The sequence below is a fragment of the Streptomyces sp. C1-1 genome, from assembly GCF_050214755.1.
Lineage (GTDB): Bacteria > Actinomycetota > Actinomycetes > Streptomycetales > Streptomycetaceae > Streptomyces.
The window spans coordinates 4,508,879-4,535,673 of the sequence record NZ_CP189826.1; the positions used below are offsets into that span (position 1 = coordinate 4,508,879).

A 26,795-nucleotide genomic window follows, 5' to 3' on the forward strand; every position below is an offset into this window, starting at 1 on the left:
CCCTCAGTCCCATTCCAGGCCGCCTCGCCGCCATACGTACGCGTAGGCGACGAAGACGGTGAGCACGAAGAGCAGCATCTCCACGAGCCCGAAGATCCCCAGGGCGTCGAAGGTGACGGCCCAGGGGTAGAGGAAGACGATCTCGATGTCGAAGACGATGAAGAGCATCGCCGTCAGGTAGTACTTGATGGGGAAACGCCCGCCGCCGGCCGGCGTGGGGGTGGGCTCGATCCCGCACTCGTAGGCCTCGAGCTTGGCCCGGTTGTACCGCTTCGGACCGATCAGCGTGGCCATGACCACGGAGAAGATCGCAAAGCCTGCCCCGAGGGCTCCCAGTACGAGGATGGGCGCATACGCGTTCACCGCTCCTCGCTCCTCTCAGTCGGCACTGACTGCTGGCGATGGTGTCGGACTCACACCGGCCTCCTACGCCCCTCCAACCTCCGTTCGTCCCAACGAAGATCGAGAACATGTGAAGCAGGTCACAAGCCCAACTGCCTCGCATCCTATGCCTGCCGCTCTGTGATCTGCGACACGGGGTATTGCACAACCTTTGTGATCTCCACCACCTAACGAAGGATCATGAAGTCGGATGAGCGGTGATCTTCGTACGCGAAGCGCCAGAGTGATCACCAGAGGTGACATTTTCGCTCGTCGACGCAGCTCGGAGGGGGCGTCTCCATATCAAGAGAGTTCCGCTGCATGCAAATTGGTGTTGGACCCACCGTCCTGATAGTGGATCCGATTCACACCTCGGGGTGAGACCGGCGGCGCGATGTGAACGCGTGCATCCGTTCACGAGCGAGTCCGCCTCGCGATCCCGGCGCAATCCCTTCGTGATCTACGCGCGTGACGCACACACTGCTGTGACCGTTGCGTGACCTCCGCCACATCCATGAGAGGCGGCTGAGAACCGGGCTTGGCCAACTGTCCCAACCGATGGTAGGTCGAGGGCAATTCGGGCGTACTGGCGAAAGAGCGTGATCACGGGCTTGATGGGCCGCGTCCGCAATGTCCGTTACGGCGTCAATAAGGAACCCCGGGCGAGGAATTTGAGGGGTCGATTGAGCAACTGTGGCGCACCACACGTTTCTTGAAGGTATGGAGGAGCCCCTGATACCGGTTGTTCTCATGTCCCACACCGCTCACATACGCAGCCACCGGAAACCCCGCCGCAGCGCGACGACGAACCTCGCCGTGCGTGCCGGAGTTGCCGGTGGCGTTCTCAGCATGGCGGCGGCGGGTGCGGCCTCGGCGAACGCTGCCGAGACCACGCAGACCCTGCAACTGCCCACCCTGACGGCCGACCTGGCCGCTCAGGTCGCCCAGTCCGCGGACGCCACTCAGCAGGCGGCCGCGAACTACGAGCTGCAGGCCGAACGTGACGCGGCCGCCGCGAAGGCCGCGAAGCAGGCCAAGGCGGACCTCGCCGAGGCGAAGAAGAAGGCCGAAGCCAAGAAGAAGGCCGAGGAGGCCCGTAAGGCCGCCGCGGAGCGCGCCGCGTCCCGCAGCTCCGAGCGGACCACCCTGTCCGCCTCCGTGGGCTCCAGCGCCTCCACGAGCTCCTCCACGGCCACCGGTTCGGCCGCCGCGGTCATCGCCTTCGTGAAGGCCCAGATCGGCGACGCGTACGTCTCCGGCGGCACCGGGCCCAACTCGTGGGACTGCTCCGGCCTCATACAGACCGCCTTCAAGCAGGTCGGCATCAGCCTGCCGCGCGTCTCGCAGGACCAGTCGACGGCCGGCACCCAGGTCTCGCTGAGCAACCTGCAGCCCGGCGACATCCTGTACTGGGGCAGCGCGGGCAGCGCGTACCACGTGGCGCTGTACGTCGGTGACGGCATGTTCGTCGGCGCGCAGAACCCCTCGACCGGCGTCGTCGAGAAGCCGCTCTCCTACGACCCGCCGACCGGCGCGGTGCGGGTGCTCTGACACCGGGGCACATCAGGACACAGGACGCGAAACGGAAAGGGCCGCTGCCGCTCGGGGGCAGCGGCCCTCCGTCGCGCCCACCGCCGGAATCGGACTCAGTGCCCGAATTGTCCCCGGCGGGCGGTGCATTGACGACGTGTCGCGCACACATCGGCGGCCCGGCACACACGTCGGCGGCCCGGCGGGACGGAATGTCCGCCGGGCCGCCGACGTGAGAGCCCCGGGAACTAGGCCTTCGGTGCCACCTTGCTCAGGCCGTTGATGATGCGGTCCATCGCGTCGCCGCCCGTCGGGTCGGTGAGGTTGGCGAGCATCTTCAGGGTGAACTTCATCAGCACCGGGTGGGTGAGGCCGCGCTGGGCCGCGATCTTCATGACCTTCGGGTTGCCGATGAGCTTCACGAAGGCGCGGCCGAGCGTGTAGTAGCCGCCGTAGGTGTCCTTCAGGACGCGCGGGTAGCGCTGGAGGGCGAGTTCGCGGCTCGCGGGCGTCGGGCGGGCGTGGGCCTGGACGATGACGTCCGCGGCGATCTGGCCGGACTCCATGGCGTAGGCGATGCCCTCGCCGTTGAACGGGTTCACCAGACCGCCGGCGTCGCCGACCAGCAGCAGACCGCGCGTGTAGTGGGGCTGCCGGTTGAAGGCCATGGGCAGGGCGGCGCCGCGGATGGGGCCGGTCATGTTCTCCGGTGTGTAGCCCCAGTCCTCCGGCATCGACGCGCACCAGGCCTTCAGCACCTCGCGCCAGTCGAGTTCCTTGAAGGAGTCGGAGGTGTTGAGGACGCCGAGGCCGACGTTCGAGGTGCCGTCACCCATGCCGAAGATCCAGCCGTAGCCGGGCAGGAGCCGGTCCTGCGGGCCGCGCCGGTCCCACAGTTCCAGCCAGGACTCCAGGTAGTCGTCCTCGTGGCGGGGGCTCTCGAAGTACGTCCGGACCGCGACGCCCATCGGACGGTCCTCGCGGCGGTGCAGGCCCATGGCCAGGGACAGCCGGGTCGAGTTGCCGTCGGCCGCCACGACCAGCGGCGCGTGGAAGGTGACCTCGCGCTTCTCCTCGCCGAGCTTGGCGTGCACGCCGGTGATGCGCCCGGTGCGGTCGTCGACGATCGGGGCGCCGACGTTGCAGCGCTCGTACAGCCGCGCGCCCGCCTTCTGGGCCTGCCGGGCGAGCTGTTCGTCGAAGTCGTCGCGCTTGCGGACGAGGCCGTAGTCCGGGAAGGAGGCGAGATCCGGCCAGTCCAGCTGGAGGCGGACGCCGCCGCCGATGATGCGCAGGCCCTTGTTGCGCAGCCAGCCGGCCTCCTCGGAGACGTCGATGCCCATGGCCACGAGCTGCTTGACCGCGCGCGGGGTGAGGCCGTCGCCGCAGACCTTCTCGCGCGGGAACTCGGTCTTCTCCAGCAGGAGTACGTCGAGCCCGGCCTTGGCGAGGTGGTACGCGGTGGTGGAGCCGGCTGGCCCCGCGCCGACCACGATCACGTCGGCGGTGTTTTCGGAGAGGGGCTCGGTCACGGCGGGATCTCCCCAAGGTTCGAAATCTGCGTGCCGACCGGCACTGGACATGGGCAGTCTATTCAGCAGCATTGATCACCCGGCTGAAGGGCTGCCCCGTGAACCGAGCTCTCCCCGTAGTACGGCTGCGTGTCCCCACCGACGAGGACGCGATCGCCTGGCACCGGGTCTTCGACGACCCGGACGTCATGGAGTTCCACGGCGGCGAGTCCGCGGAGCTGTCGGTCTACGAGGAGCTCACCGCCCGCCAGCGCCGGCACGACGCCGAGCTCGGCTTCTGCCTGTGGACCATGACCGACGACGCCGGGCGGGTCATCGGCTTCACGGGCGCCCAGCCGTGGCCTCGGGAGTGGGGCCCCAAGGGGGAGATCGAGATCGGATGGCGGCTCGGGCGCGCGTACTGGGGCAAGGGGTACGCGACGGCGGCCGCGCGGATGACGCTGGAGCGGCTGAAGGCGGCCGGGGTGCCGAGCGTGGTGGCGATGGTCAGACCCGGGAACGAGCGGTCCGTCGCGGTGACCAGGCGCCTCGGCATGGAGCTGGCGCAGACCTTCCCGCATCCGCGGCTCGACGAGGAGGCACTCTGCTTCCGGCTCGACCTCAAGTAATCGTCACTCAGAGTAACTGACTGCTACAGAAAGACACTTGGCGCTTCCGGACGACACCCCCGGGCGGTTACCCTGCCAGTACCGCTGGGGGTGACATCTGTGCACATAACGCCCAAGACGCCCGAAGTAAGAGTTCCGAGGCTGGTCGGACTGATGGCCATGGACGCGCGCGAGACGGCGCGGTCCCGAGGCCTGTTCCTCAACTGCCCCGACCGGCCGGACTTCCATCAGGCCGTCGTGGACTACGTCGTACGCCAGTACCCGCAGGCCGGCGCCGAGGTGCCGCGTGACTCGATGGTCTACGTGTGGTTCGACTTCGGCGAGGGAGAGGGCGGCGGAGGCGTGCGCGAGCCCCGCATCCCGCGGCCCCCCACGGGCGGACTGCAGCGTGAGCTGGACCAGCCGGGCGACCCGTACGCCGTGGTCAGCTCTGCTTGAAGCCGCGGTGCAATGCGACGACCCCGCCCGTGAGGTTGCGCCACGCCACCTTCGACCAGCCCGCCTTCTTCAGGTGCTCGGCGAGGGCCGGCTGGTCGGGCCAGGCGCGGATGGACTCGGCGAGGTACACGTAGGCATCGGGGTTGGAGGAGACCGCGCGGGCGACCGGGGGCAGGGCGCGCATCAGGTACTCGGTGTAGACCGTGCGGAAGGGCGCCCAGGTCGGGTGCGAGAACTCGCAGATCACCACCCGGCCGCCGGGCCTGGTCACCCGGTACATCTCCCGCAGGGCCCCGTCGAAGTCCTGGACGTTGCGCAGCCCGAAGGAGATGGTCACGGCGTCGAAGGTGTCGTCCTTGAACGGCAGCCTCGTCGCGTCGCCCGCGGTAAGCGGCAGCCAGGGGTGCTTCTTCTTGCCGACCTGGAGCATGCCGAGCGAGAAGTCGCACGGGACGACGTAGGCGCCCGTGCGCGCGAACGGCAGCGACGAGGTGGCCGTGCCGGCGGCCAGGTCCAGGACCTTCTGCGCGGGCCGGGCGTCGACCGCCCTGGCCACCTCCTTGCGCCACACCCGGTCCTGGCCGAGCGACAGGACGTCGTTCGTGAGGTCGTACCGTTCCGCCACGTCGTCGAACATCGAGGCGACTTCGTGCGGCTGCTTGTTCAGGGAAGCGCGGGTCACGCCCGCCATTCTTGCAGTACGGCGTCCGGGAACCGCTCAGGGGAGGAGCTTCGGCCTCTGGTCACCTTCACGCTGCCGGTCATACCGTCCGGGCTCGACGCCGACAGCCTCGCGCTGCTGCGGTCGGCGAACGAGTACGACGTGCAGGTCGGCACGGTCAACCTCATGACCATGAACTACGGCGAGTCCTGCACCGGCGACATGGGCGACTACGCCCTCACCCCGGCGAAGGCCGCGCACGCCCAGCTGAAGAAGGTGTTCGGGCTGTCGGACGCCGGGGCCTGGCGGGGGATGGCGCTGACCTCGATGATCGGCGTCAACGACATCAAGGGCGAGACGTTCACCCTGTCCGACGCCGCACAGGTGCGGACGTTCGCGCAGGAGAAGGGCATCGCGTGGGTCTCGATGTGGTCGACGTTCCGGGACCGGCAGTGCGGGAACGGCGCCGCCGATGACGACGCGGCGACGAACTGCAGTGGGGTGCAGCAGGGTTCGGGGGCGTTCGGCGAGGCGCTGGCGGGATGAGAGGAGGGCGCGGGGACCTCGCCGGGAGCGGCTAGCGCCGCCGGTGGACGAGGCGTCCGGCACACACCGTCGCGACGCAGGTGCCCGTCTCGTCGAACACGGCGACGTCGGCCCGGCCGGACTCGACGAGCGCGCGCGGCCGGGCACGGGACAGTACGAGAAGGTCGTTGCGCTCGGCCGCGGCCCGGAGTTCGGGCGAGTCGACGTACTCCTCGATGACCGCGACCGCGCCCAGCTTCAGTACGGCGTGGACGCGTTCGCGCGGTGACGGGGCGTCCGGCAGGGGGCCCTCGTGGACGCGCCCGGGTCCGAGCACCCCCGGCCAGCTGCGCACCCGGGCCCCCGGGAACCGTCCCTCGACCTCCGCCAGCGCACCCACCGCGGCGACCCGGTCGCCCTCGACCACCACGGCGCCGTCCCGGACGGGCTCGGCGTCCCAGTTGACCCGGACCTCTGGCGCCGTGTGAATCGTCAGCACGGGTGCGTCAGTTGGAAGCCAGGAGCTTCAGCTCGGGGTGGGCCGTGCCACCCTCGATCGCCGTGGACGAGATGTGGGACATCACCCGCTCGTCGACCGGGTCGTTCGCGGGGTCGTCGTGGACGACGAGGTGCTCGTAGGTCGTCGAGCGCTGGGCCGGCACCCGCCCGGCCTTCCGGATCAGGTCGATGATCTCCATGCGGTTGGAGCGGTGCTTGGCACCGGCCGAGGAGACGACGTTCTCCTCCAGCATGATCGAGCCGAGGTCGTCCGCGCCGTAGTGGAGGGAGAGCTGGCCGACCTCCTTGCCGGTCGTCAGCCAGGAGCCCTGGATGTGCTGGACGTTGTCCAGGAACAGCCGGGCGATGGCGATCATCCGCAGGTACTCGAAGAGCGTGGCCTGCGTCCGGCCCTTCAGGTGGTTGTTCTCGGGCTGGTAGGTGTAAGGGATGAACGCCCGGAAGCCGCCCGTGCGGTCCTGGACGTCACGGATCATCCGCAGGTGCTCGATGCGCTCGGCGTTGGTCTCGCCCGTGCCCATCAGCATCGTCGACGTGGACTCCACGCCCAGCCGGTGCGCGATCTCCATGATCTCCAGCCAGCGCTCGCCGCTCTCCTTCAGGGGCGCGATGGCCTTGCGGGGCCGCTCCGGCAGCAGTTCGGCGCCGGCGCCGGCGAAGGAGTCGAGCCCGGCCGCGTGGATGCGGGTGATGGCCTCCTCGACCGTCACCCCGCTGATCCGGGCCATGTGCTCGACCTCGCTCGCCCCCAGGCTGTGGATGACGAGCTGCGGGAACTCCTTCTTGATGGCGGCGAAGTGCTTCTCGTAGTACTCGACGCCGTAGTCCGGGTGGTGGCCGCCCTGGAACATGATCTGCGTGCCGCCGAGTTCGACCGTCTCGGCGCACCGGCGCAGGATGTCCTCCAGGTCGCGCGTCCAGCCCTTGTCCTTGTCCTTGGGAGCGGCGTAGAAGGCGCAGAACTTGCACGCCGTGACACACACGTTCGTGTAGTTGATGTTGCGCTCGATGATGTACGTCGCGATGTGCTCCGTACCCGCGTACTTGCGGCGGCGCACGGCGTCGGCGGCGGCGCCGAGCGCGTGCAGCGGAGCGTCGCGGTAGAGGACGAGCGCCTCCTCCGGGGTGATCCGCCCACCGGCGGCGGCACGGTCGAGGACGGCTGTGACATCAATCGAGGTGAGGTCGGCCTTCTCGGTCACCGGGGTCCCCTTCGCAGGCTTCGTCGAGGGTGTGGACGGACTCGGCCAGCCTACGCCAGCCCTCCGACAAGCCCGACGTCAGGCCGCGTAGGCACCCACCAGCAGCCCCAGGAAGGCCCCGCCGATCAGGAACGGCCCGAAGGCGACGGCCGTCTTCCGCCCGGCCCGCCGCGCGACGACGAGCGCGCCGCCGTACAGGGCCCCGAGCAGGAACGCGGCGAGCGCCCCGAGCATCACCGTCGCCCACCCGTACCACCCGAGCACGGCCCCGAGACCGAGGGCCAGCTTCACGTCCCCGAAGCCCATGCCGCCGGGGTTGAGGAGGAACAGCGCGAAGAACCCGGCCCCGAGCGCGATGGCGCCGTACAGCGCGTGCGGCCAGTCTCCGGCGTGCTCCGGTACGAACGCCACGGCGCCCAGCAGCGTCAGGGCGAAGCCCGCGAGCGGCAACGTCAGGACGTCCGGCAGCCGTTGCACCCGGAAGTCGACCGCGGCGAGCAGGACGGCGACGGGCGCGATCAGCAGCCACACGGCGAGTTCGGGCCGGGTGCCGGTCGCGGCGGCGAGGGCGGCGCAGACGAGGGCCGTGGCGAGGGAGAGACCGAGGGCACCGGGACCGTACGGCTCGGGCCGCTTCGTCCGTACGGCGGTTCCGCCCGCGTCACCCGCCACGGCGGCGCACCCTGCGCACCGCCCCGGCCCGAGCCAGCCGTCGAGCGGGTGCCCGTCCGGGCACGCGGCGCGCCAGTCCTGTTCGGCCGGCACGGAGAACCGGTAGGCCGCCCGCGGCAGCAGCGCGCCGGTCACCGCACCCCACAGCGCGGCGGCGCCCACGAGCAGCGCCCCCACCAGGTCCCCCATCGGCTCCCCCTCTTACCCCCGCCGCCTCCCGTGCCGCGCCCAGTGTCAGACACCGCCGAGCATGGACGCCAGGCCGCGGTCGAGGGCGGGGCCGAGGGGTTCGCCGCCCGGCTCGGCGAGTTCGTACGAACGGAGCAGGAAGCGGCGGAGGGCGGGCGTGTCGAAGCGGACCACGGCGACGCCGGCGAGGGTGCGGAACTCGACGTACGTGCGGGCGGGACCGCCCGGGCGGATGTGCACCGACCCGAGACCGGCGGGGGCGACCAGGCCCTCCTCCAGGAGGGCACGGGCGAAGGTCCAGGTCACCTCCTCGTCGTCGAGCGAGATCCAGGCCGGGAAGACGAGGTGGACGGCGAGCGGGTCGGCACAGGTGTAGCGCAGGGTGACGGGGACGGCGAGTTCGTCGTCGTCGGGGGTGAGCAGGTGGGCGCCGGTGGGCTGTTCCAGGGTGATGGGCACGAGGGTCTCCGATGTCGGGCGGGGCTGCGGCCGGTTGGGGCGGCGTACCTCTTCGAGTGCCGGGACGCGGTGGTCATTACGCGGGTTCGGAAAGTTGCTGGAGTGATGTGCGTCACTTTCCGTGCCGCTTGAAACTTTAATTGAAAGTTCTGCCATCTACGCTGACAAACCCTTTCCCGGCCTCAGTAGGCAGCAACTGGAGCGTTCCGCCATGTCCGACGGTTCCGCCACGTCCTCGTACGCCCGGATCTACGAGGAGCAGCAGCCGCGTCTCGTCGCGTATGCCCGCTCGCTCACCCGGAACGCCTGGGCCGCCGAAGACCTCGTCGCCGAGGCCCACTTCCGGGTGTGGCGGCGGCTGGCCGCGGGCCACGAGATCGAGAACGTGCCGGCGTACCTGATGACGACCGTGCGGCACCTCGCCACGGCCGCCGGGAGCACGGCGCGGGAGACGCCGCGCGATCCGCAGGGCGAGGAACGGGTCGTGGTGGGCCGGCAGGGCTCCGGTGACGACCCGGCCGACCGTGTCTCCTCGGTCGACCTGCTGGTGCGGGTACTGGGGCAGTTGCCCGAGCGGTGGGTCAAGGCGCTGTGGCTGTCGGAGGCGGAGGGGCAGCCGCTGGCGGCGATCGGACCGCAGCTCGGCACCAAGGAGGGTGCGACGGCCGTGCTGCTGCACCGCGCGCGGGAGGGGATGCGGCAGGCGTTCCTGCGCGCCCAGACCGGCGCCCCCGACGACCCCGCGTGCCAGGTCCACTTCGCCCGGATGCCCGCGTACGTACGGGGCGCCGCCACCGCACGCCAGTCGGAACGCCTGCTCTCCCACGTGGACGCCTGCGCCGACTGCCGCGCCCGCCTCGCGTCCCTGATGACCGCCAACGACCGACTCCCCGCACTGACCGGCCCGGCGCTGCTGCTCCTGGCGGTGGGGGGTACGGCGAAGTTCCTGCTGGCCTCCGGGGCGGGGACGGCGGTGGCCGCCGGGGCCGGTGGGCACGGTGGCGGGGTGTTGCACGCCGTCCGGCACGGGATGGCCGGCGGGGCCAAGGCGCCCGTCGCGGTCACGGCCGGCGCGGTGGTGGCCGGTGCCGCCGCCCTGTGCCTGGTGCTCGGACTCGGCGGCTCCTCCCCGGTGCCGGCCGGACGGGCGCCGGTCGCCGACGCGCCGGTGACCCGGGCGCCCGTGACCGAGGCGCCGACGGCGGCGCCTGCGGACGGGGGCCGGGACGCGGGGAGCGTTGTCGGCCGGGGCGGAACACCCGGACGTGACAAGGGAGTCGACGAGACACCGACGTCGGCAGCCCCGGCAGCCCCGGCGGACGGACCGTCGGGTGATACGCCGTCACCGTCGGCTCCCGCGCCGAGCAGCCCGGCACCGGGCGACACCCCGCCGACCGGTCCCGCACCGAGCACGCCCGCCCCGACCGACCCGACACCGAGCGCCCCGGTGACGGCCGATCCGGCACCGAGCGACCCCGTGCCGACGACGGACCCCTCACCGAGCGACCCCGCACCCTCGGAAAGCGAAACGCCTGCCCCCGTCGCCTCCCCGCCCCCCGGCTGCCATCACCCCGGCGGCACTCCGTCTCCCGCCCCTGAGCCGCCCTACCCGACCCGCGACAACCGCGCCGTGGGATTCCCCTCCGCCTCGCTCTCCGCCACGTACCTCAGGTCGCCCCCGACCCGGGACAGCCGGACCGTATGGGGCGTCGGATCGCAGCCCGCGTGGTTGGAGCCGGCGCCCGCCGACGTGACGAGGAGCTCCTTCTTCTTCACGGACTTCAGGGTCAGGACGTCCTCGCAGACGCCCCCGAGCTGGTCGGTCTGGCGGAGTCTGCCCAGTTCCGCGCCCACCGCGGCCTGATGGACGGTCAGCCGGAAGGTGCCGTCCGGGAGGGTGCCGCCCAGGGCGGTGGCCTGCCCCTCCCAGGTGCCGAGGTAGGCCGCGGGCACATCACCGGCGGTGCCACCCGGCGTCGGACTCGAAGCACTGGGAGCGCCGGAAGTGGTGGGAGCGCTGGAAGCGGTCGGCGTACTCGAAGCGCCGTTGCCCACGCTCGGCGCCGGTGAGTACGCGCCGCGGTCGCTGCCGCCGGAGGCGGAGTCGTCGCTGCCGTGGCCCGGCAGCAGGTCGAACACGAAGACCGACCCGACCGTCACCGCCGCCAGAGCCCCGGCGACCGCCAGCGCCACCGTGCAGCTCAGCCGCCGCCCGCGCCCGCCGTCCCCGGGCACGGAGGTCGCCGCCACGGAGACCGACAGCTTGCCGGGCGGTTTCCCCGCCCCGTCCGGCGGCGCGTCACGCGGCTCCGGCTCCGCCGCGTGCACCGGCAGCCGGACCGGAGCGGCGGGCGGCACCATCACCGGCGCCGGCCCGAACTCCCCCACCGTCGGCTGTCCGGCCCCTTCCCCGCCGACCGTCACCGCGCTGCCGACCGACGGGCTGCTGAACCCCACCGGCCCGGAGGCCACCTCCTGCACGTCGAGGTTCAGCAGTTGTACGGCGCTGCGGCTCACCTGCTCCACCAGCGCCCCCGGCAGCCATCCGCCCGTCACCAGCCGCGCCGCGCCCTCCGGAGCGAGCCGCCGGGCGACCTCCCCGGGGGCGGGCCGGGCCGCGGGGTCCTTCGCCAGGCACGCCTGTGCCACCTCGCGCAACTCACCGTCCAGTGAGCCGAGTTCGGGTTCCTCGTGCACGACCTTGTAGAGCAGGGCCGCGGAGGAGTCACCCGGGAACGGCGCCTGGCCGGTCGCCGCGAACACCAGCACCGCGCCCAGCGAGAAGACGTCGGCCGCGCCCGTCGCGCTCTTGCCGACGATCTGCTCGGGCGACATGTAACCGGGCGAGCCGATCGAGACGCCCGTGGAGGTGAGGGACGCCGTGCCGTCCGTGGCGCGCGCGATGCCGAAGTCGATCAGCAGCGGGCCGTCGAGGGTCAGCAGGAGGTTGGAGGGCTTCACATCCCGGTGCACCAGGCCCAGTTCGTGCACGGCGGCCAGCGCTTCCGCCAGCCCCGCGCCCAGCGCCCGTACCGAATGGGCGGGCAGCGGCCCACGGTCCGCGACCGCCGCCGCCAGCGACGGACCGGCCGCGTACGCCGTCGCCACCCACGGAACCGCCGCTTCCGGGTCGGCGTCGAGTACCGGGGCGGTCCAGGCGCCGCCCACCTTCCGGGCGGCCTCGACCTCACGCCGGAACCTGGCGCGGAACTCGTCGTCGAGGGCGAAGTGCGGGTGCACGATCTTCACGGCGACCGTGCGGCCGCCCGCGCTGCGGCCCAGGTAGACACGGCCCATCCCGCCGGAGCCCAGCCGGCCGAGCAGCCGGTAGGGCCCCACCGCGGTGGGCTCGTCGGCTCCGAGCGGTTGCATGACGTCCACCCCTCCCCCGCATCCCCCGTAACGACGAGAAAAGGGTAGTGCGCCGTTCCCGCGCCGCTCAGGCTCGGAGCAGGTCCACCTTCACGTCCGCCGGGAATCCCGTGGTCGGCCCGACGCGCCGCGCGAACTCCGCGACCGCCGCCAGCTGCTCGGCCCCGAACCGGAAGTCCAGCGTGGTGAAGTACCGTTCCAGCACCCGCTCGTCGAACTCCTCCCAGCGGGCCGCCTGCTCGGCGACCTTGCCCACTTCCTCCAGGGAGAGGTTGCGGGAGGCGAGGAATGCCTCGTGCACCTTGCGGGTGATCTCCGGCTCGCGCTCCAGGTAGTCGCGCCGGGCCGCCCACACCGCGAAGACGAACGGCAGCCCGGTCCACTCCTTCCAGAGCGTGCCGAGGTCGTGCACGTCGAGGCCGTAGCGCGGGCCCTCGTGCAGGTTGGCCCGGAGCGCCGCGTCCCCGATGAGCACGGCCGCGTCGGCCTCCTGCATCATCAGGCTGAGGTCGGGCGGGCAGGAGTAGTACTCGGGCTGCACGCCGAAGCGCTCGGCCAGCAGCAGCTGGGCGAGACGCACGGACGTGCGCGAGGTCGAGCCGAGGGCGACCCGGCGGCCGTCCAGCTGCTCCAGCGGCACCTGCGAGACGATGACGCAGGACATCACCGGGCCGTCGCAGCCGACGGCGATGTCGGGGAAGGCGACCAGGTCGTCCGCGTTCTTGAGGAACTCGACGAGGGTGATGGGCCCGATGTCGAGGTCTCCCTGCACCAGCTGCTCGCTGAGCTTCTCCGGGGTGTCCTTCGTCAGCTCGAAGTCGAGGAGCGTGCCCGTCCTCGCAAGCCCCCAGTACAGGGGCAGGCAGTTCAGGAACTGGATGTGGCCGACGCGCGGCCGGGTGCGAGAATTGTCCACATCGCGAGGCTAGACCCTATGAGGTACGCTCCACTCTTCGGCCCCTCGGTCAACTGGGTGCAGATCTTCAAACGTTCGGGTGACGTGATCTTGGCCTCTATTGCTTTCGGCTGCCCGCGTGCTAGGCTCGCCGCAAGTTGCAGTTTGGTTTCCCTTGCAGTACAGAGCCTGCGGAGCATGTAACCGCGGGCTCTAGTCGTTTTCAGACGTATGCAGTGCGGCATTAGCTTTCACGGCAGGTTCTGGAGCAGGGCAACCCTTTGGGCCCAAGGAGGGCTTATGGCTACCGGAACCGTTAAGTGGTTCAACGCCGAAAAGGGCTTTGGCTTCATCGCCCAGGAGGGCGGCGGCCCCGACGTCTTCGTCCACTACTCCGCGATCAACGCGAGCGGCTTCCGTTCGCTGGAGGAGAACCAGCAGGTCTCCTTCGACGTGACCCAGGGTCCGAAGGGCCCGCAGGCGGAGAACGTCACCCCCGTCTGAGGCGAGCCTCGTCTCTGATCCGGACCTGATGCAGTACCCAAGGAGCCCCGTGCCGCAAGGCAGCGGGGCTCCTGCCTTTGCCCCGTGTCCTACACGTGCTGCATGACCAGGACGAAGGTCGTCCCGGACGCCAGCGCCTCGTAGGAGTGCGGCACGTCGCCGCGGTAGGTCATGTAGTCCCCGGGTGCCAGCTCGACCTCCTCCCCGGCGGGCCCGGCCTTCACCCGCCCCGTGCTGACGATCAGATGTTCGACCGTGCCCGGGATGTGCGGCTCCGACTCCCGCGCCGCCCCCGGCTCCGCCCGCAGGTGGTAGATGTCCCGCCGGGCGCCGGGCGGGCTGGCGGACAGCAGCGTGGCGACGTAGTCGGCCTTCTCCGAGGCCACGGTGGGCCCCTGGCCGGCGCGGATCACCTGGACGGCGGGCGCCGGCGGCTCCACCAGCACACTGAAGGGCACCCCGAGCGCCACGCCCAGCGCCCACAGCGTCTCCACGCTGGGGTTCCCGCTCGCCGCCTCCAGCTGCGACAACGTGGACTTCGCGATGCCGGCGCGTTTGGCCAGCTCGGACAGCGAGAGCCCGGCACGTGTGCGCTCGCGGCGCAGGGAGGCCGCGATCCAGTCCAGGGGGAGCCGCGCGGGCGGCGGCGGTGCGTCGGGCATGCGTTCGCTCCATCGGTACGATCGTTCGCCTTGACGAACATGTCGACTACTGTCCATTGTAGAGAACATGCGTACGGCAGAACGAACACGGAGCGGTGCGGACGGCTCGCGCCACCGGGACCTGGTCCGGGACGCGTCACTCGTCTGGGTGGCCGGCGGTGTCGTCGGGGTGTCCTTCGGGGCGATCGCCGTGACCGGCGGTCTGCCGGTCTGGGTCCCGGTCGTGATGTCCCTGGTGGTCTACGCGGGCTCGGCCCAGTTCAGCGCGGTCGGTGTCCTGCTCGCCGGGGGCGGCCCGCTGGCCGCGGCGGCCACCGGACTGCTCCTGAACACCCGGACGGCCGCCTTCGGCCTCGCCGTCGCCGACGTCCTCGGCCCGGGGCGCCTCGCGCGCCTGGCGGGCGCACACCTGGTGACCGACGAGACGGTGGCCTTCGCCCTCGCCCAGACCGACCCGGTACGGCGGCGGGCCGCGTTCTGGGTGTCGGGGATCGGCCTGTTCGCCGCGTGGAACCTCGGTGTCCTGGCCGGCGCGCTGGCCGGGGACGCGCTGGGCGACACGGCGAGGTACGGCCTGGACGCCGCATTCCCCGCCGTACTGGTCGCCCTGGTCCTGCCGGCGCTGCGCGCCGACGCCCGGGTACGGCGGTGCGCGGTGCCCGGCGCGGCGCTCGCCCTCGCCCTCGCCCTCACCCCGGCCGTCCCGGCGGGGGTGCCGGTGCTGGTGGCACTGGCGGGACTGGCGCTGTACGGCCGCGAGGAGGGACGGGCGTGAACGCGACGGTCGCCATGATCCTGGCCCTCGCGCTCGGGACCTACGCCTTCCGGCTGGTCGGGCCGGCACTGCACGGGCGCGTCGAACTCCCGGCCCGCGTGCGGGAGCTGCTGTCGGCGGGCGCGGTCGTGCTGCTGACGGCCCTGCTGGCGACGGGGGCGCTGACGGAGGGCGGCTTCGCGGGGTGGGCGCGGCCGGCCGGGGTGCTGGTGGGAGGCGTACTGGCGTGGCGCCGGGCGCCGTTCACGGTGATCGTGCTGGCGGCGGCGGGGACGGCCGCGGTGCTGCGGCTGGCCGGGGTGGCGTGAGGGAGCCGGTCCCGGGTCCGCGAGGGAGCCGGTCCGGGGTCGCTGTCAGTGGCGGCCGCTACGGTTTCGACCATGACCGACATGGAGACCGACAGCGAGATCGGCGGCGAGGCCGACACCGGGACCGACACCGGGTTCGTGACCAGCACGCGGGTGTTCTACGACGCCATCGCCGAGGACTACGCGGCCATGTTCGAGGGCTACCTCGCGGCCACGCCCCTGGACCGGGCGATACTCCGCGCGTACGCCGAACTCGTGGGCGGCGAGGGCACGGTGGCGGATCTGGGGTGCGGGCCGGGGCGCGGCACCGCGTACCTGGCCTCGCTCGGGCTGCGGGTCTTCGGTCTCGACCTGTCGGAGTCGATGCTGGCGATCGCCCGCCGGGAGAATCCGGGGCTGCGGTTCGAGCAGGGCTCGATGCTGGACCTGGACATCCCCGACGGGTCTCTCGCGGGAGTCGTCTCCTGGTACTCCACCATCCACACGCCCGCGGACCGGCTGCCCGACGTCTTCGCCGAGTTCCACCGGGTGCTCGCGCCCGGCGGTCACCTGCTGGTCGGCTTCCAGGTGGGCGACCGCCCCCGGCATCACGACCGGCCCTTCGGACACGACGTGTCGCTGGACTTCCTGCGCCGCCGACCGGACGACATGGCCGAGCTGTTGACGCGGGCCGGCTTCGCGCTCCACTCGCGGACGGTGCGGGAGGCGGAGGAAGCCCTCGGCGAATCGACCCCGCAGGCCTTCCTGATGGCCCGCAAGCCGGCCCCCGCCGACCAGGACGTCCGGCCCGACACGGTCTAGAGCACCCCGGCGATGTCCAGTGCCGCGATGTAGCCGAACGTCATCGCCGGGCCGATGGTCGATCCCGCGCCCGCGTAACTGTGCCCCATCACCGCGGCGCTGGCGTTCCCGGCGGCGTACAGGCCGGGGATCACCGAGCCGTCGGCGCGCAGCACGCGCGCCCGTGCGTCGGTGACCATGCCGCCCTTGGTGCCCAGGTCGCCGGGGACGATGCGGAAGGCGTAGTACGGCGGCAGCCACAGAGGCGCGAGGCAGGAGTTCGGCAGGACGGAGGGGTCGGTGTAGTAGTGGTCGTAGGCGCTGTCGCCGCGGTGGAAGTCGGGGTCCGACCCCTTCAGCGCCTGGGAGTTGAAGCGGTCGACGGTGGCGCGCAGGGCGGCCGCCGGGACGCCCACGGCCGTGGCGAGGGCGTCCAGTGTCCAGGCCTTGCGGACGGCTCCCGAGCTGTACCAGCTGTCGGGGAAGGTGAACGTCGGGGCGACGTCCTTGAAGAGGTAGCGGTTGCGGTAGTTCTGGTCGCCGATCAGCCAGGCCGGGATGTCGGGGGCGGTGGGGTCGAGCCGGTACATGGTGTGCACGACGTCGCTGTACGGGCCGGCCTCGTTGACGAAGCGCGCGCCGGCCGCGTTGACGAGGAGACCGCCGGGCAAAGTGCGTTCGGCCAGACAGAAGTACGGCTGGTCGGGCAGCGGAATCGCCGGCCCCCACCAGGCGTCGTCCATCAGTCCGAGCGCGGCGCCGGCCCGCTGCCCGGCCCGGATGCCGTCCCCGGTGTTCTCCTTCGCGCCCACGGTCCAGTCCGTGCCGATGGGCTGCTGCTGGTACTGGGAGCGCATGGCGGCGTTGTGCTCGAAGCCGCCGGAGCCGACGACGACGGCGCGGCGGGCGCGCACCAGGCCGGGGCCGCCGCCGCGTGTGACCACGGCTCCCGTGACGGCGCCGCCTTCGACGTACAGGTCGGTGAGCGGGGTGCCGAGCCAGACCGGAACGCCCGCGTCCATCAGCCCCTTGCGCAGCCCGGCCGCGAGCGACTGCCCCATGGTCAGCGGCTTCTGGCCGAGCGCGGCCGCCTTGGTGCCGCGCGCCAGGCACTCGGCGGCGACGGCGGCGCCCCTGACGCTCACCGCGGCGAGGGCGAGCCACTTGTAGTCGGCGCTGAAGACGACCATGCCGGTGGGGACCTGCATGTACGGCGGGTTGAGACGGGCGAGTTCGGCGCCGAGGACGTTGCCGTCGAGCTGCTCGGGTTCGATGGAGCGGCCGTTGGGCAGGCCGCCGGGGAGCTCGGGGTAGTAGTCGCTGTACCCCTCCATCCAGCGGAACCGCAGCGGGCTGTTGGCCATGACGAAGGAGATCATGTCCGGGCCGTGGGCGAGGAAGGCGCTCTGCCGGGCGGCGGGCACGTCGGACCCCACGACGGCCGCGAGATAGGCGGCGGCCTTGGCGGGAGTGTCCGGGACGCCGGCGGCGAGGATCACGGGGTTGTTGGGGATCCAGACACCGGCGCCGGAGCGGGCGGCGGAGCCGCCGAAGGTGGCGGCCTTCTCCAGCACGACCGTCGTCAGGCCCCGCTTGGCGGCGGTGAGGGCGGCGGTCATCCCGGCGGCACCGGAGCCGATGACGACGACGTCGTACGTGCCGAGGAGGGGCAGGTCGGCGGCGCCGGCGGGGCGGGTCCCGGCCGCCAGGATCAGCCCGGTCGCGGCGGTGGCGCCGAGCACCTGTCGCCGCGTGGGGCTCACGTCGATGGGGGTGGTACGTCTCGCAGATTCCGCGCTCGTGGCCATGGCAGGTCGCTCCAACCGGGCGATGGACGGGGTGGGTTGAGCGGTGCGGAAAGGTGCGGGTACGGGGTGGGGAGAGTGGCGCGGGGGTCTTGGTAAGTCAAGAGGCGTGCCGACCGGAGCCCAGGATGGTGAGGCAGTCCTGCCAGGCCCGGTCGCTCAGCAGGGGCCGGAAGCGGGTGAAGAGGGCGAGGAGGTCGGGCCCCCACCGGGCGCGGAAGTCCCGGTCGCGGTGGGCGAGGTCGAGCTCGTTGGCGGCGGTGAGCTCGGCGAGGTCCCGGCGCAGAGGGGTGGGCGGGTCGAGGGTCCGGCCGGTGAAGCGGTCACGGAAGAGGGAGCCCGGGGTCGCGAGTCCGGGGTAGGTGGCCCCGCGGTCGCAGCCGGCGTAGAAGTACACGAGATGTTCGGCCTCCGGGCCGATCACGGCGGCCAGTTCCGACCGCCGGTCCAGGGAGAGCAGGGCGGTCGGGAAGCCGTCGGTGCCGTAGGCGGCGTGGCAGAGTCCGGCGATCTGGAGTGCGGGGCGGGCGCCCCAGCCGGTGAGCCGCTCGCGCACCCGGTCGAGGTGGGCGAGGAGGGTGCCACCGGGGTGCGGCTGGCGGTCGGCCCCCAGGTCGCGCAGCAGTGAGGTGGCCTGGTGGAGGACAGGGGTCCGCGGCACGGTGAAGTCCCTTCGGCATATGGGTCGGCACCCGCTCCGGCGCCTGGAGCGGGTTGCCGCCGTCGGGCCCTGCGAACGATCGTCGTACGGCCGGTGGGGCTCAGTCAATCCTTGGGATTTCTCCCGAACTCCAAGTGTTAGCTTGGGTGTTGTGACCTTGGACGATCTTCGTGTGTTCGTCGCCGTGTGCCGGGCCGGGAGTCTGAGCGCGGTGGCCCGGGAGCTCGGGTGCAGCCAGTCGGCGGTGAGTCAGCACGTCAAGCGGCTGGAGCGCGAGACGGGCGTGGCACTGCTGGAGCGGCAGGCCCGCGGCGTCGCGGCGACTCGGGCCGGACGCGTCCTGGAGGCCGCGGCCGCGGAGGGCCTGTCGGGCCTGGAACTGGCCCTGCGCCAGCTGCGCGACCTGGTCGACGGCGAGGCGGGACACGTACGGGTGGCGACCGGGGCGACGACCGTACGGCACTTCATGTCGGACGCGGTGGTGGAGTTCCGTCGCCGCCATCCCAAGGTCAACCTGGAGTTCCGTACCGTCAGTTCGGGGCGCGGCGGCTTCGAGGGGCTGACGGACGGCACGCTCGACCTGGTGTGGATCACCCTCGGTCCGCCGGCTCGGGGCATCGAGCAGCGGGCGGTGGTGGAGCTGCCGTGGGTGCTGGCCGTACGGGAGGACGACCCGCTCGCCGGCCGGGCGTCGCTGGACGCCGGGGAGTTGCACGACCTGTGCGTGATCCGGCTGCCGCCGAACTCCGCCTCGGCCCTCCATCTGGACGCCGCCTGTGCGGAGTCGGGGGTCCGCCTGGGCTACGACACGAGCATCGCCGACTGGGACACGGCCCTGCTGCTGGCGGAGCTCGGCGTGGGCCGCGCCGTGGTGCCCGCCCTGCCCGGCCTGGCCGTGCCCGGCGACGGGCCCCTGCGCCTGATCCCCCTGCCCGGGCTGCGCGCGCTGCCGGTGGGCTGGGCCGTTCGCCGGTGGGACGCGCTGAGCCCGGCGGCACGGGCGTTCGCGGACACGGTGATGGACCGGCGGCGCCGAGCGGGGGCCGGGCGGAACGACAGCGTCCGCCGCCCGGCGGACCGGGGGCGGACGCTGCCGCATGGGGGTTCTTCGGGTTAGGACCGCTTGTGGGTCAGCAGGATGTCCACGCCCTCCTGGCCGCCGTTCACCGTGACCTGGGTGGCCACCGGCGGGCAGCCGCCGGCCCCGGGCGTCATCCAGGGCGCGGCCGTCCGAAGTGTGCACCGTGCCCCGCAGGGTCGCCGCGGCGACCAGCCGGACGGTGTGTGGGTCCGGCCGGACGGCCTGGCCTCGACAGTGGCGGCCGGGATGGCTTGCACGATGGTGCTCCCCTCATGGGGCCGGGGCCGCTCGGGCGAAACGCAAACGTTTCGATATGCTCACGCGGTCCGTGGGCGGGGCCTCGGCTCAGCGCTCGTACAGGCCTTCGATCTCGGCCGTGAACTCCTTCATCACGACCTCCCGTCGCAGCTTCATCGACGGGGTGAGATGCCCGCCCTCCTCACTGAAGTCGACGGGCAGGACGGTGAAGCGGCGGATCGACTCGGGCCTCGACACCAGCTTGTTCGCCTCGTCCACCGCCCGCTGCAGGATGGCCAGCAACTCGGCGTCGTCGACCAGGAGTTCCGCGGGCACCGGATGCTTTCCGTTCATCCGGCGCCAGTGGCTGACGCCGTCCATGTCCAGCGTGACGAGGGCCGCGATGTAGGGGCGGGCGTCACCGACCACCATGACCTGCGAGATCAGCGGGTGGGCGCGCAGCCAGTTCTCCAGCGGGGCCGGTGCCATGTTCTTGCCGCCCGCGGTGATGAGGATCTCCTTCTTGCGGCCGGTGATGGTGAGGTAGCCCTCGTCGTCCAGGCGTCCGATGTCACCGGTGGCGAACCAGCCGTCCGCCGAGGCCGGGATCACTCCGCCGCCGTGCGGGTCCCAGTACCCGCGGAAGACCTGACCGCCCTGCAGCAGGATCTCCCCGTCGGCGGCGATCCGGACCTTGGTGCCGGGCATGGGCCAGCCGACCGTGCCCAGGCGGGGCTTGAGGGGCGGTGTGACCGTGGCCGCGCCCGTCGACTCCGTCAGGCCGTAGCCCTCGTAGATCTCCATGCCTGCTCCGGCGTAGAACGCCGCCAGCCGCTGTCCGAGCGGGGAGCCGCCGGAGATGAGGTGCCGGATCCGGCCGCCCATGGCGTTGCGGATACGGCGGTAGACCAGCGGGTCGTAGAAGGTGCGGGCCGCCTTGAGGGCGGCGCTCGGGCCCGGGCCGGTGGCCGCCGCGCGGGCCTCCAGCGCCTCGCCGTAGCGGACGGCCACCTTCGCCGCGCGGTCGAAGACGCCGGCCCGGCCGCCGGCCTCCGCCTTGGCCCGGGCGTTGTTGTAGACCTTCTCCAGCATGTACGGGATGCACAGGAGGAAGGTCGGGCGGAAGGCGCCCAGGTCGTTCAGGAGGTCATCGGCCTGGAGGCTGGGGGCGTGCCCGAGGCGGACGCGGGCCCGTATGCAGGCGATCGCCACCATGCGGCCGAAGACGTGCGACATCGGCAGGAAGAGCAGGGTGCAGGGGTCGTCCGACTTCGACTTGAAGATCGGGTAGAGGAGTTCGATCGCGTTGTCGACCTCGGAGAGGAAGTTGCCGTGGGTGAGGACGCAGCCCTTGGGCCGGCCGGTGGTGCCCGAGGTGTAGATGACCGTGGCGAGCGTGTCGGGCACCAGCATGCCCCGGCGTACGGCGACTTCCTGGTCGGGGACGGGCTGCCCGAGTTCCGCCACCCGCTCCAGGTGCCCCTTCTCGACGATCCACAGGTGGCGCAGGTCCGGCAGCCGGCTGAGCTCCGGGCCCAGCGCGGCGGCCTGCCCGGCCGTCTCCGTCACCAGGGCCACCGCGCCGGAGTCCTGCAGGATCCAGCGCGTCTGGTAGACGGAGGACGTGGGGTAGATGGGGACGGTGACCAGGCCGGCCGCCCAGGCGGCGAAGTCCAGGAGCGTCCACTCGTAGATCGTCCGCGCCATGACGGCGATCCGGTCGCCGGGGACCAGGCCCTCCCGAATCAGGCCCTTGGCCAGCGACAGGATCTGCTGCGCGAACTCCGCCGCCGACACGTCGGTCCAGCCGCCGTCGTCCCGGCGGCGGCTGAGGACACGGGCGTCCGGCGCCGCCTCCGCGTTGTCGAAGGGCAGGTCGGCGAGCGAGCCGTGGGTGCGCGGCGGCACGAGCGGCGGCACCGACGTCTCGCGCACCTCGCCGTCCAGCCGTCGGATCTCGGGCTCCACCAGCTGGGGGACGCCGTCGTAGTCGGACGCGGACGGGTACGGGACGGGCACGGACATGGCAGCTCTCCTGGGGCGGGCAGCTCGGTACCGCTCTGCAGTGGTACGTGCGGTGCGTACCGAGTTGTTCACCGGCGGCGTGCGGCTGGGATGTTACCGCGGGTTACAGGAGAAAGGGTACGGTGCGCGCATGGCGACTTCGTGATGATTCGGGAATGCTCCGGAGCCGGGCCTGTGCAACCTTCACGGCGACCTGCGCCTGTCTCCGCTACGGCACGCTTTGGCGTCCCTGGCAGTAGAGCCGCTCGATCTCTTCCGCGAACTCCTCGGCGATGGCCTCCCGCCGCAGTTTCATCGAGGGCGTCAGATGCCCGGCCTCCTCGGTGAAGTCGACGGGCAGGACGGTGAAGCGGCGGATCGACTCGGGCCTCGACACCAGCTTGTTCGCCTCGTCCACCGCCCGCTGCAGGATGGCCAGCAACTCGGCGTCGTCCTGGACGAGTTCGGCGGTGACGGCGGGGTGCTTGCCGTTCATCCGGCGCCAGTGGCCGACGCCCTCCATGTCCAGGGTGATGAGCGCGGCGATGTAGGGGCGGCGGTCGCCGACGACCATGACCTGCGAGATCAGGGGGTGCGCCCGCAGCCAGTTCTCCAGCGGGGCCGGGGCCACGCTCTTGCCGCCCGCGGTGATCAGCATCTCCTTCTTGCGGCCGGTGATGTACAGGTAGCCCTCGTCGTCCAGGCGTCCGATGTCGCCGGTGGCGAGCCAGCCGTCGGTGGTCGCGGGGACGACCCCGCCCGCGTTCGGGTCCCAGTACCCGCGCAGCACGTGGTCCCCGGACAGCAGGATCTCGCCGTCGGCGGCGATGCGGACCTTGGTGCCGGGCAGGGGCCAGCCCACCGTGCCCAGGCGGGGCTTCAAGGGGGGTGTGACCGTGGCCGCGCCGGTCGTCTCGGTCAGGCCGTAGCCCTCGTAGATCTCGATGCCCGCGCCGGCGTAGAAGGAGGCCAGCCGGCGGCCCAGCGGGGAGCCGCCGCAGATCATGTAGCGGACCCGGCCGCCCATGGCGTTGCGGATACGGCGGTAGACCAGCGGGTCGTAGAAGGCCCGGGCCGCTCTCAGCGCGGCGCTCGGACCCGGGCCGGTGCCGGTCTGGCGGGCCTCGCGCGCCTCCCCGTACCGGCGGGCCACCGCGGCCGCGCGGTCGAAGGCGGTGACCCGGCCGCCCGTCTCGGCCTTGGCGCGGGCCACGTTGAAGACCTTCTCCAGCATGTACGGGATGGCGACCAGGCAGGTCGGCCGGAAGCTCGCCAGGTCGGGCAGCAGTTCCTCCGACTTCAGGCTCGGGGCGTGGCCCAGGCGTACCCGGGCCCGGATGCAGGCGACCGCCACCATGCGCCCGAAGATGTGCGACATCGGCAGGAAGTGCAGGATCGACGCCTCTTCACTGGTCCGGGACCGGAACACCGGGTAGAGGAGTTCGACGGCGTTGTCGACCTCGGCGAAGAAGTTGCCGTGGCTGATCGCGCAGCCCTTGGGGCGGCCCGTGGTGCCGGAGGTGTAGACGACGGTGGCGAGGGTGTCGGGGGCGAGCATCCCGCGCCGCACGTCCACTTCGTGGTCCCGCACCTCCGCCCCGCGCTCGGCCAGCCGCTCCACGTGCCCCTTCTCGATGACCCACAGGTGCCGCAGGTCCAGCAGCCGGCTGAGCTCGGGGCCGAGGGCGGCCGCCTGGGCCGCGGTCTCGGTGACGAGCGCGACGGCACCGGAGTCCTGCAGGATCCAGCGGGTCTGGAAGACGGAGGACGTGGGGTAGATCGGGACGGTGACCAGGCCGCAGGCCCAGGCGGCGAAGTCCAGCAGCGTCCACTCGTAGACGGTGCGGGCCATGACGGCGATCCGGTCGCCGGGTGTCAGCCCCTCGGCGACGAGGCCCTTCGCCGTGGCCAGCACCTCCTCGGCGAACCGGGCGGCCGTCACATGCGTCCACCCGCCGGCCTCGGTGCGCCGGCTGAGGACCTTGTCCTCGGGGGCCGTGCGGGCGTTCTCGAAGGGCAGATCGGCCAGGGAGCCGTATGTCGTCGGCGGGGCGAAGGGCGGTACGGAGACCTCACGGACCTCCCCCTCAAGCCGCCGGACGACGGGTTCCACGAGGACCGGGGTTCCGTCGTAGGCGGTGGCGTGGACCGCCGGACCGGCGGCGGGGCGCGTGCTGGACACGGGCGACTCCAGTGGTCAACGGAGTTGCCCTGCGGGGGAGTTGCCGCAGGTGGGGAGAGGCGATCGTACGGCTCGCGCGTGAGGGCCCGGTGAGGGTTCGGCGATGGTCCGGCGGCGGGGATGCGTCGGGGATGTGCAGTGTCGTCGCTTTTCTCGCCGATCAGACGTTACCAGGGGGTATGTTGAACAATTTTCACCTCCTGACCTCGCCTTACCTCGGGTAACCTGACTCTGGAGTAAGTAGGGCTTCGCATGGGAGATGGACATGGCCGACCGCTATCTGCGCTTCACCGGCACCGCCCCTGGCCGCTTCCTGACCCGCAGACTCGGACTGCCGCAACCGGCGCCGCTGCTGCGCTGGTCTCCCGAGCGCCCCGCGCTCGAAGGCGGCCTGCTCCACCTCACCGCCGGCCGGTCCGGCCTCGGCCTCGGCCTCGAACCGGTCCTCGCGCGTACGGGACCTCCGGCCGGGACGGCCGACGCACCGGCCGCGGTCGTCCTCGACGCCTCCGGTGTCCGGGACGTCGACACGCTCGCCGAGGTGCACACCGCCCTGCACCCCGTGGTGCGGTCCGTCGCGGCGAGCGGCCGGATCGTCGTCCTGGGCGCGCCCCTCGACCCCGCCGACCACCACCAAGCCGCCGTGCAGCAGGCGTTGGAGGGGTTCGTGCGTTCGCTCGGCAAGGAGATCGGCCGCGGGCGGACGGTGAACCTGGTGCGGCTGACGGACGCGGCGGCCGCCGAGTCGACGCTGCGCTTCCTGCTCTCCCCCAAGTCCGCCTACGTCAGCGGACAGGTCATCGCCGTCGGCACGGGCGAGCAGCCGGACGCCGACCGGGACCGCCCCCTGACCGGGCGCACCGCCCTGGTCACCGGCGGCGCCCGCGGCATCGGCGAGGCGGTCGCCGAGACGCTGGCGAGGGACGGCGCCCGGGTGGTCGTACTGGACGTACCGCAGGCCGAGGAGGACGCTGCGCGCGTCGCGGCCCGCCTCGGCGGCAGCGCGCTCGCGCTCGACATCACGGCCGCCGACGCGGGCGAGCGGATCGCGGCCGCCCTCCCGGACGGGCTGGACGTCCTCGTCCACAACGCGGGGATCACCCGGGACCGCAGGCTGGTCAACATGGCGGCCGAGCGCTGGAGTTCGGTCCTCGACGTCAATCTGGCGAGCGTGCTGCGCACGACGGACGCCCTGCTGAAGGCGGGGACGCTCAGGCCCGGCGGGCGGATCGTCGCCACCGCGTCCATCGCGGGCCTGGCCGGGAACGCCGGGCAGACCAACTACGGCGCGAGCAAGGCCGGGATCGTCGGGCTGGTCCGCGCGCTCGCGCCGCGCGCCCTCGCCGAGCACGGCGTGACGGTCAACGCGGTGGCGCCCGGGTTCATCGAGACGAAGATGACGGCCGCCGTCCCGCTGTTCATCCGCGAGGCCGGCCGCCGGATGAACTCCCTCGCGCAGGGCGGCCTGCCGGCCGACGTCGCCGAGACCACCGCCTGGCTCGCGCACCCGGGCTCGGGCGCGGTCAACGGCCAGGTGGTACGGGTCTGCGGCCAGAGCCTGCTGGGGGCGTGATGTCCGTCGTCCTCGCCCAGCCGCCCGCCCTCGCCCCGCTGCTGGCCCGCGGCGCCCTGCTCTCCCCCTTCAAACGCCCCCGCCCGGACGCCGACTTCCCCCACGACCGGCTCGTGCTGCCCGCCCTGCGCATCGACCTGGCGCGCCTGGCGGCCTACGAGCGGGTCTGCGGCTTCGCGACCGGCGAGGACGCCCTGCCGCCGACCTATCCGCACGTCCTTGGCTTCCCGCTGGCCATGCGCCTGATGAGCGACCGGGGCTTCCCGCTGCCGCTGCTCGGCCTCGTCCACACCTCCATCGAGATCACCCGGCGCCGCGCGCTGCCGGCGACCGGGGAGTACGAACTCGCCGTGTACGTCGGCGGACTGGAGCCGCACCGGCGCGGCACCGAGGCGACGGTGATCACCGAGATGCGGGCCGGCGGTGAGCCGGTCTGGGAATCGCGGAGCACGTATCTGGCCCGGCACCGCACCGGGCACGCCGGTGAGCCGCCCAGGGGGGAGCGGGAGGCGCTGCCCGCCGTCGCCGAGTGGCGGCTGGCCGCCGACATCGGACGGCGCTACGGCGCCGCGTCCGGCGACCGCAACCCCATCCACCTGCACCCGCTCACCGCCCGCCTGTTCGGCTTCCCGCGCGCCATCGCCCACGGCATGTGGACGGTGGCCCGCTGCCTCGCCGCGCACAGTGCGCCTGAACGCGTCCGGGTGCGGGCCGAGTTCAGGGCGCCGGTGCTGCTGCCGGGCACGGTGACGTACGCGGCGCGGGACGGGCGGTTCGAACTGGTCGGCAACGGGGGCCGGTTGCATCTGAGCGGGGTCGTGGACGACCTCACGAGCGACGGACGGTGACTCCGCCCAGCAGACCCCACGCGTCGATGCGGACGGTCGGGCCGCCCGGTTCGCTTGGGCCGTCGTCCTTCACCCCGCCGAGGCGGACGCCGTGCACCTCGACGCGGACGTCGGGGCGGACTTTGAGGCCGACGCCGCCGATCAGGCTGAGCTTGGTGATGCGCAGTTCGGCGCCGTCCGGGATGTCGACGTCGGTCAGGTCGATGTCGGCGCCGCCGATGAGGGAGACGGTCAGGGTGCGCTCGTCAAGGGTCTCGCCCGCGAGGCGGTGACCGCCGATGAGGCTCACCTTGACGTCGGTCCTGCGCGGGTCCTCGCCACTGGTCCTCGTCATGGGCACGAAGGTACGGGCGGAGGATCGCACGCCCCCAGTGTCCGGCGTCCGGCGTCGG

The 26,795-nt window shown here is 72.2% G+C and carries 25 protein-coding genes and 2 pseudogenes; 12 read left to right on the forward strand and 15 right to left on the reverse strand.

What is annotated here, in order from left to right; genetic code table 11:
* Window positions 1–3 precede the first annotated feature (3 nt).
* Window positions 4–363: an NADH-quinone oxidoreductase subunit A gene (locus ACQF4J_RS20510; RefSeq protein ID WP_003992243.1), complete on the reverse strand. Its 360-nt coding sequence runs from the start codon at window positions 361–363 to the stop codon at window positions 4–6.
* A 768-nt stretch (window positions 364–1,131) separates the two neighbouring features.
* Here ACQF4J_RS20510 and ACQF4J_RS20515 point away from each other — a divergent pair.
* The gene (locus ACQF4J_RS20515) at window positions 1,132–1,932 is read left to right on the forward strand and encodes a C40 family peptidase (protein WP_351575648.1); all 801 of its coding nucleotides are present in this window, start codon (window positions 1,132–1,134) and stop codon (window positions 1,930–1,932) included.
* 227 nt (window positions 1,933–2,159) lie between these two features.
* On the opposite strand, the gene ACQF4J_RS20520 is transcribed toward ACQF4J_RS20515, so the two are convergent.
* Window positions 2,160–3,494, reverse strand: a complete 1,335-nt coding sequence (locus ACQF4J_RS20520; protein ID WP_351580299.1) for a geranylgeranyl reductase family protein — start codon at window positions 3,492–3,494, stop codon at window positions 2,160–2,162.
* A gap of 47 nt (window positions 3,495–3,541) precedes the next feature.
* On the opposite strand from ACQF4J_RS20520, the gene ACQF4J_RS20525 reads away from it, so the two are divergent.
* Together ACQF4J_RS20525 and ACQF4J_RS20530 are read left to right on the forward strand one after the other, a co-directional pair.
* A complete protein-coding gene (locus ACQF4J_RS20525; protein ID WP_351802416.1) occupies window positions 3,542–4,051 on the forward strand; it encodes a GNAT family N-acetyltransferase in 510 nt (169 codons plus the stop codon).
* A 99-nt stretch (window positions 4,052–4,150) separates the two neighbouring features.
* Window positions 4,151–4,489 carry a PASTA domain-containing protein gene (locus tag ACQF4J_RS20530; RefSeq protein ID WP_427166429.1) on the forward strand — a complete coding sequence of 113 codons (339 nt, stop codon included), beginning with the start codon at window positions 4,151–4,153 and terminating at the stop codon, window positions 4,487–4,489.
* Here the strand turns inward: ACQF4J_RS20530 and ACQF4J_RS20535 are convergent.
* Window positions 4,476–5,171: a demethylmenaquinone methyltransferase gene (locus ACQF4J_RS20535; RefSeq protein ID WP_351580290.1), complete on the reverse strand. Its 696-nt coding sequence runs from the start codon at window positions 5,169–5,171 to the stop codon at window positions 4,476–4,478. The genes ACQF4J_RS20530 and ACQF4J_RS20535 overlap by 14 nt on opposite strands.
* A 60-nt stretch (window positions 5,172–5,231) precedes the next feature.
* Here ACQF4J_RS20535 and ACQF4J_RS20540 point away from each other — a divergent pair.
* Window positions 5,232–5,696 (forward strand): annotated as a pseudogene (locus tag ACQF4J_RS20540) (hydrolase); the annotation flags it as partial.
* 31 nt (window positions 5,697–5,727) lie between these two features.
* Here the strand turns inward: ACQF4J_RS20540 and ACQF4J_RS20545 are convergent.
* From ACQF4J_RS20545 to ACQF4J_RS20560, 4 genes are all read right to left on the reverse strand, one after another.
* On the reverse strand, window positions 5,728–6,174 hold the full coding sequence (locus tag ACQF4J_RS20545; RefSeq protein WP_427166431.1) for an imidazolonepropionase-like domain-containing protein: 447 nt from the start codon (window positions 6,172–6,174) through the stop codon (window positions 5,728–5,730).
* Window positions 6,175–6,181: 7 nt separating this feature from the next.
* Window positions 6,182–7,396, reverse strand: a complete 1,215-nt coding sequence (gene mqnC / locus ACQF4J_RS20550; protein WP_351580283.1) for a cyclic dehypoxanthinyl futalosine synthase — start codon at window positions 7,394–7,396, stop codon at window positions 6,182–6,184.
* 78 nt (window positions 7,397–7,474) lie between these two features.
* On the reverse strand, window positions 7,475–8,257 hold the full coding sequence (locus tag ACQF4J_RS20555) for a prepilin peptidase (RefSeq protein ID WP_427166433.1): 783 nt from the start codon (window positions 8,255–8,257) through the stop codon (window positions 7,475–7,477).
* A 45-nt stretch (window positions 8,258–8,302) separates the two neighbouring features.
* Window positions 8,303–8,716, reverse strand: a complete 414-nt coding sequence (locus ACQF4J_RS20560) for an SsgA family sporulation/cell division regulator (protein WP_351580278.1) — start codon at window positions 8,714–8,716, stop codon at window positions 8,303–8,305.
* Between the two features lie 211 nt (window positions 8,717–8,927).
* On the opposite strand from ACQF4J_RS20560, the pseudogene ACQF4J_RS20565 reads away from it, so the two are divergent.
* Window positions 8,928–9,524: pseudogene (locus ACQF4J_RS20565) on the forward strand (RNA polymerase sigma factor); the annotation flags it as partial.
* A gap of 797 nt (window positions 9,525–10,321) precedes the next feature.
* On the opposite strand, the gene ACQF4J_RS20570 reads toward ACQF4J_RS20565, so the two are convergent.
* Window positions 10,322–12,088, reverse strand: a complete 1,767-nt coding sequence (locus ACQF4J_RS20570) for a protein kinase domain-containing protein (RefSeq protein WP_427166435.1) — start codon at window positions 12,086–12,088, stop codon at window positions 10,322–10,324.
* A gap of 67 nt (window positions 12,089–12,155) precedes the next feature.
* Window positions 12,156–13,004, reverse strand: coding sequence for a menaquinone biosynthetic enzyme MqnA/MqnD family protein (locus ACQF4J_RS20575; RefSeq protein WP_351580272.1), 849 nt, complete (start codon window positions 13,002–13,004; stop codon window positions 12,156–12,158).
* A 279-nt stretch (window positions 13,005–13,283) separates the two neighbouring features.
* On the opposite strand from ACQF4J_RS20575, the gene ACQF4J_RS20580 reads away from it, so the two are divergent.
* Window positions 13,284–13,487: a cold-shock protein gene (locus tag ACQF4J_RS20580; protein ID WP_003992177.1), complete on the forward strand. Its 204-nt coding sequence runs from the start codon at window positions 13,284–13,286 to the stop codon at window positions 13,485–13,487.
* 89 nt (window positions 13,488–13,576) lie between these two features.
* Here the strand turns inward: ACQF4J_RS20580 and ACQF4J_RS20585 are convergent, their stop codons facing one another.
* A complete protein-coding gene (locus tag ACQF4J_RS20585; RefSeq protein WP_427166438.1) occupies window positions 13,577–14,149 on the reverse strand; it encodes a helix-turn-helix domain-containing protein in 573 nt (190 codons plus the stop codon).
* A gap of 67 nt (window positions 14,150–14,216) precedes the next feature.
* Between ACQF4J_RS20585 and ACQF4J_RS20590 the strand changes: the two genes are divergently transcribed.
* The 3 genes from ACQF4J_RS20590 to ACQF4J_RS20600 all read left to right on the forward strand — a co-directional run bounded on the left by ACQF4J_RS20590 (window position 14,217) and on the right by ACQF4J_RS20600 (window position 16,033).
* On the forward strand, window positions 14,217–14,924 hold the full coding sequence (locus ACQF4J_RS20590) for an AzlC family ABC transporter permease (protein ID WP_351580264.1): 708 nt from the start codon (window positions 14,217–14,219) through the stop codon (window positions 14,922–14,924).
* 14 nt (window positions 14,925–14,938) lie between these two features.
* Window positions 14,939–15,232 carry an AzlD domain-containing protein gene (locus ACQF4J_RS20595; RefSeq protein WP_427168601.1) on the forward strand — a complete coding sequence of 98 codons (294 nt, stop codon included), beginning with the start codon at window positions 14,939–14,941 and terminating at the stop codon, window positions 15,230–15,232.
* 81 nt (window positions 15,233–15,313) lie between these two features.
* Complete coding sequence (locus tag ACQF4J_RS20600; protein ID WP_427168602.1) at window positions 15,314–16,033, forward strand: class I SAM-dependent DNA methyltransferase; 720 nt, start codon at window positions 15,314–15,316, stop codon at window positions 16,031–16,033.
* Here ACQF4J_RS20600 and kstD read toward each other — a convergent pair.
* Both kstD and ACQF4J_RS20610 read right to left on the reverse strand, forming a co-directional pair.
* The gene (gene kstD, locus ACQF4J_RS20605; RefSeq protein ID WP_427166440.1) at window positions 16,030–17,820 is read right to left on the reverse strand and encodes a 3-oxosteroid 1-dehydrogenase; all 1,791 of its coding nucleotides are present in this window, start codon (window positions 17,818–17,820) and stop codon (window positions 16,030–16,032) included. The two genes, ACQF4J_RS20600 and kstD, sit on opposite strands and share 4 nt — an antisense overlap.
* 97 nt (window positions 17,821–17,917) lie before the next feature.
* Complete coding sequence (locus tag ACQF4J_RS20610) at window positions 17,918–18,478, reverse strand: DUF6817 domain-containing protein (protein WP_351580255.1); 561 nt, start codon at window positions 18,476–18,478, stop codon at window positions 17,918–17,920.
* 151 nt (window positions 18,479–18,629) lie between these two features.
* Between ACQF4J_RS20610 and ACQF4J_RS20615 the strand changes: the two genes are divergently transcribed.
* Window positions 18,630–19,595 carry a LysR family transcriptional regulator gene (locus ACQF4J_RS20615; RefSeq protein ID WP_427166443.1) on the forward strand — a complete coding sequence of 322 codons (966 nt, stop codon included), beginning with the start codon at window positions 18,630–18,632 and terminating at the stop codon, window positions 19,593–19,595.
* Between the two features lie 309 nt (window positions 19,596–19,904).
* Here ACQF4J_RS20615 and ACQF4J_RS20620 read toward each other — a convergent pair whose 3' ends face one another.
* Both ACQF4J_RS20620 and ACQF4J_RS20625 read right to left on the reverse strand, forming a co-directional pair.
* Window positions 19,905–21,821, reverse strand: coding sequence for an AMP-dependent synthetase/ligase (locus tag ACQF4J_RS20620; protein ID WP_351580247.1), 1,917 nt, complete (start codon window positions 21,819–21,821; stop codon window positions 19,905–19,907).
* A 208-nt stretch (window positions 21,822–22,029) separates the two neighbouring features.
* Window positions 22,030–23,982, reverse strand: a complete 1,953-nt coding sequence (locus ACQF4J_RS20625) for an AMP-dependent synthetase/ligase (protein ID WP_351580244.1) — start codon at window positions 23,980–23,982, stop codon at window positions 22,030–22,032.
* A 265-nt stretch (window positions 23,983–24,247) separates the two neighbouring features.
* Here ACQF4J_RS20625 and ACQF4J_RS20630 point away from each other — a divergent pair, with 265 nt between their 5' ends.
* Entirely contained in the window at window positions 24,248–25,555 is a 1,308-nt protein-coding gene (locus tag ACQF4J_RS20630) for a 3-oxoacyl-ACP reductase (protein WP_351580241.1), read from the forward strand.
* A complete protein-coding gene (locus tag ACQF4J_RS20635) occupies window positions 25,555–26,403 on the forward strand; it encodes a MaoC family dehydratase (RefSeq protein WP_351580302.1) in 849 nt (282 codons plus the stop codon). The genes ACQF4J_RS20630 and ACQF4J_RS20635 overlap by 1 nt, the downstream gene beginning before the upstream one ends.
* Here ACQF4J_RS20635 and ACQF4J_RS20640 read toward each other — a convergent pair.
* Window positions 26,384–26,737, reverse strand: a complete 354-nt coding sequence (locus ACQF4J_RS20640; protein ID WP_351580238.1) for a hypothetical protein — start codon at window positions 26,735–26,737, stop codon at window positions 26,384–26,386. The two genes, ACQF4J_RS20635 and ACQF4J_RS20640, sit on opposite strands and share 20 nt — an antisense overlap.
* Window positions 26,738–26,795 lie beyond the last annotated feature (58 nt).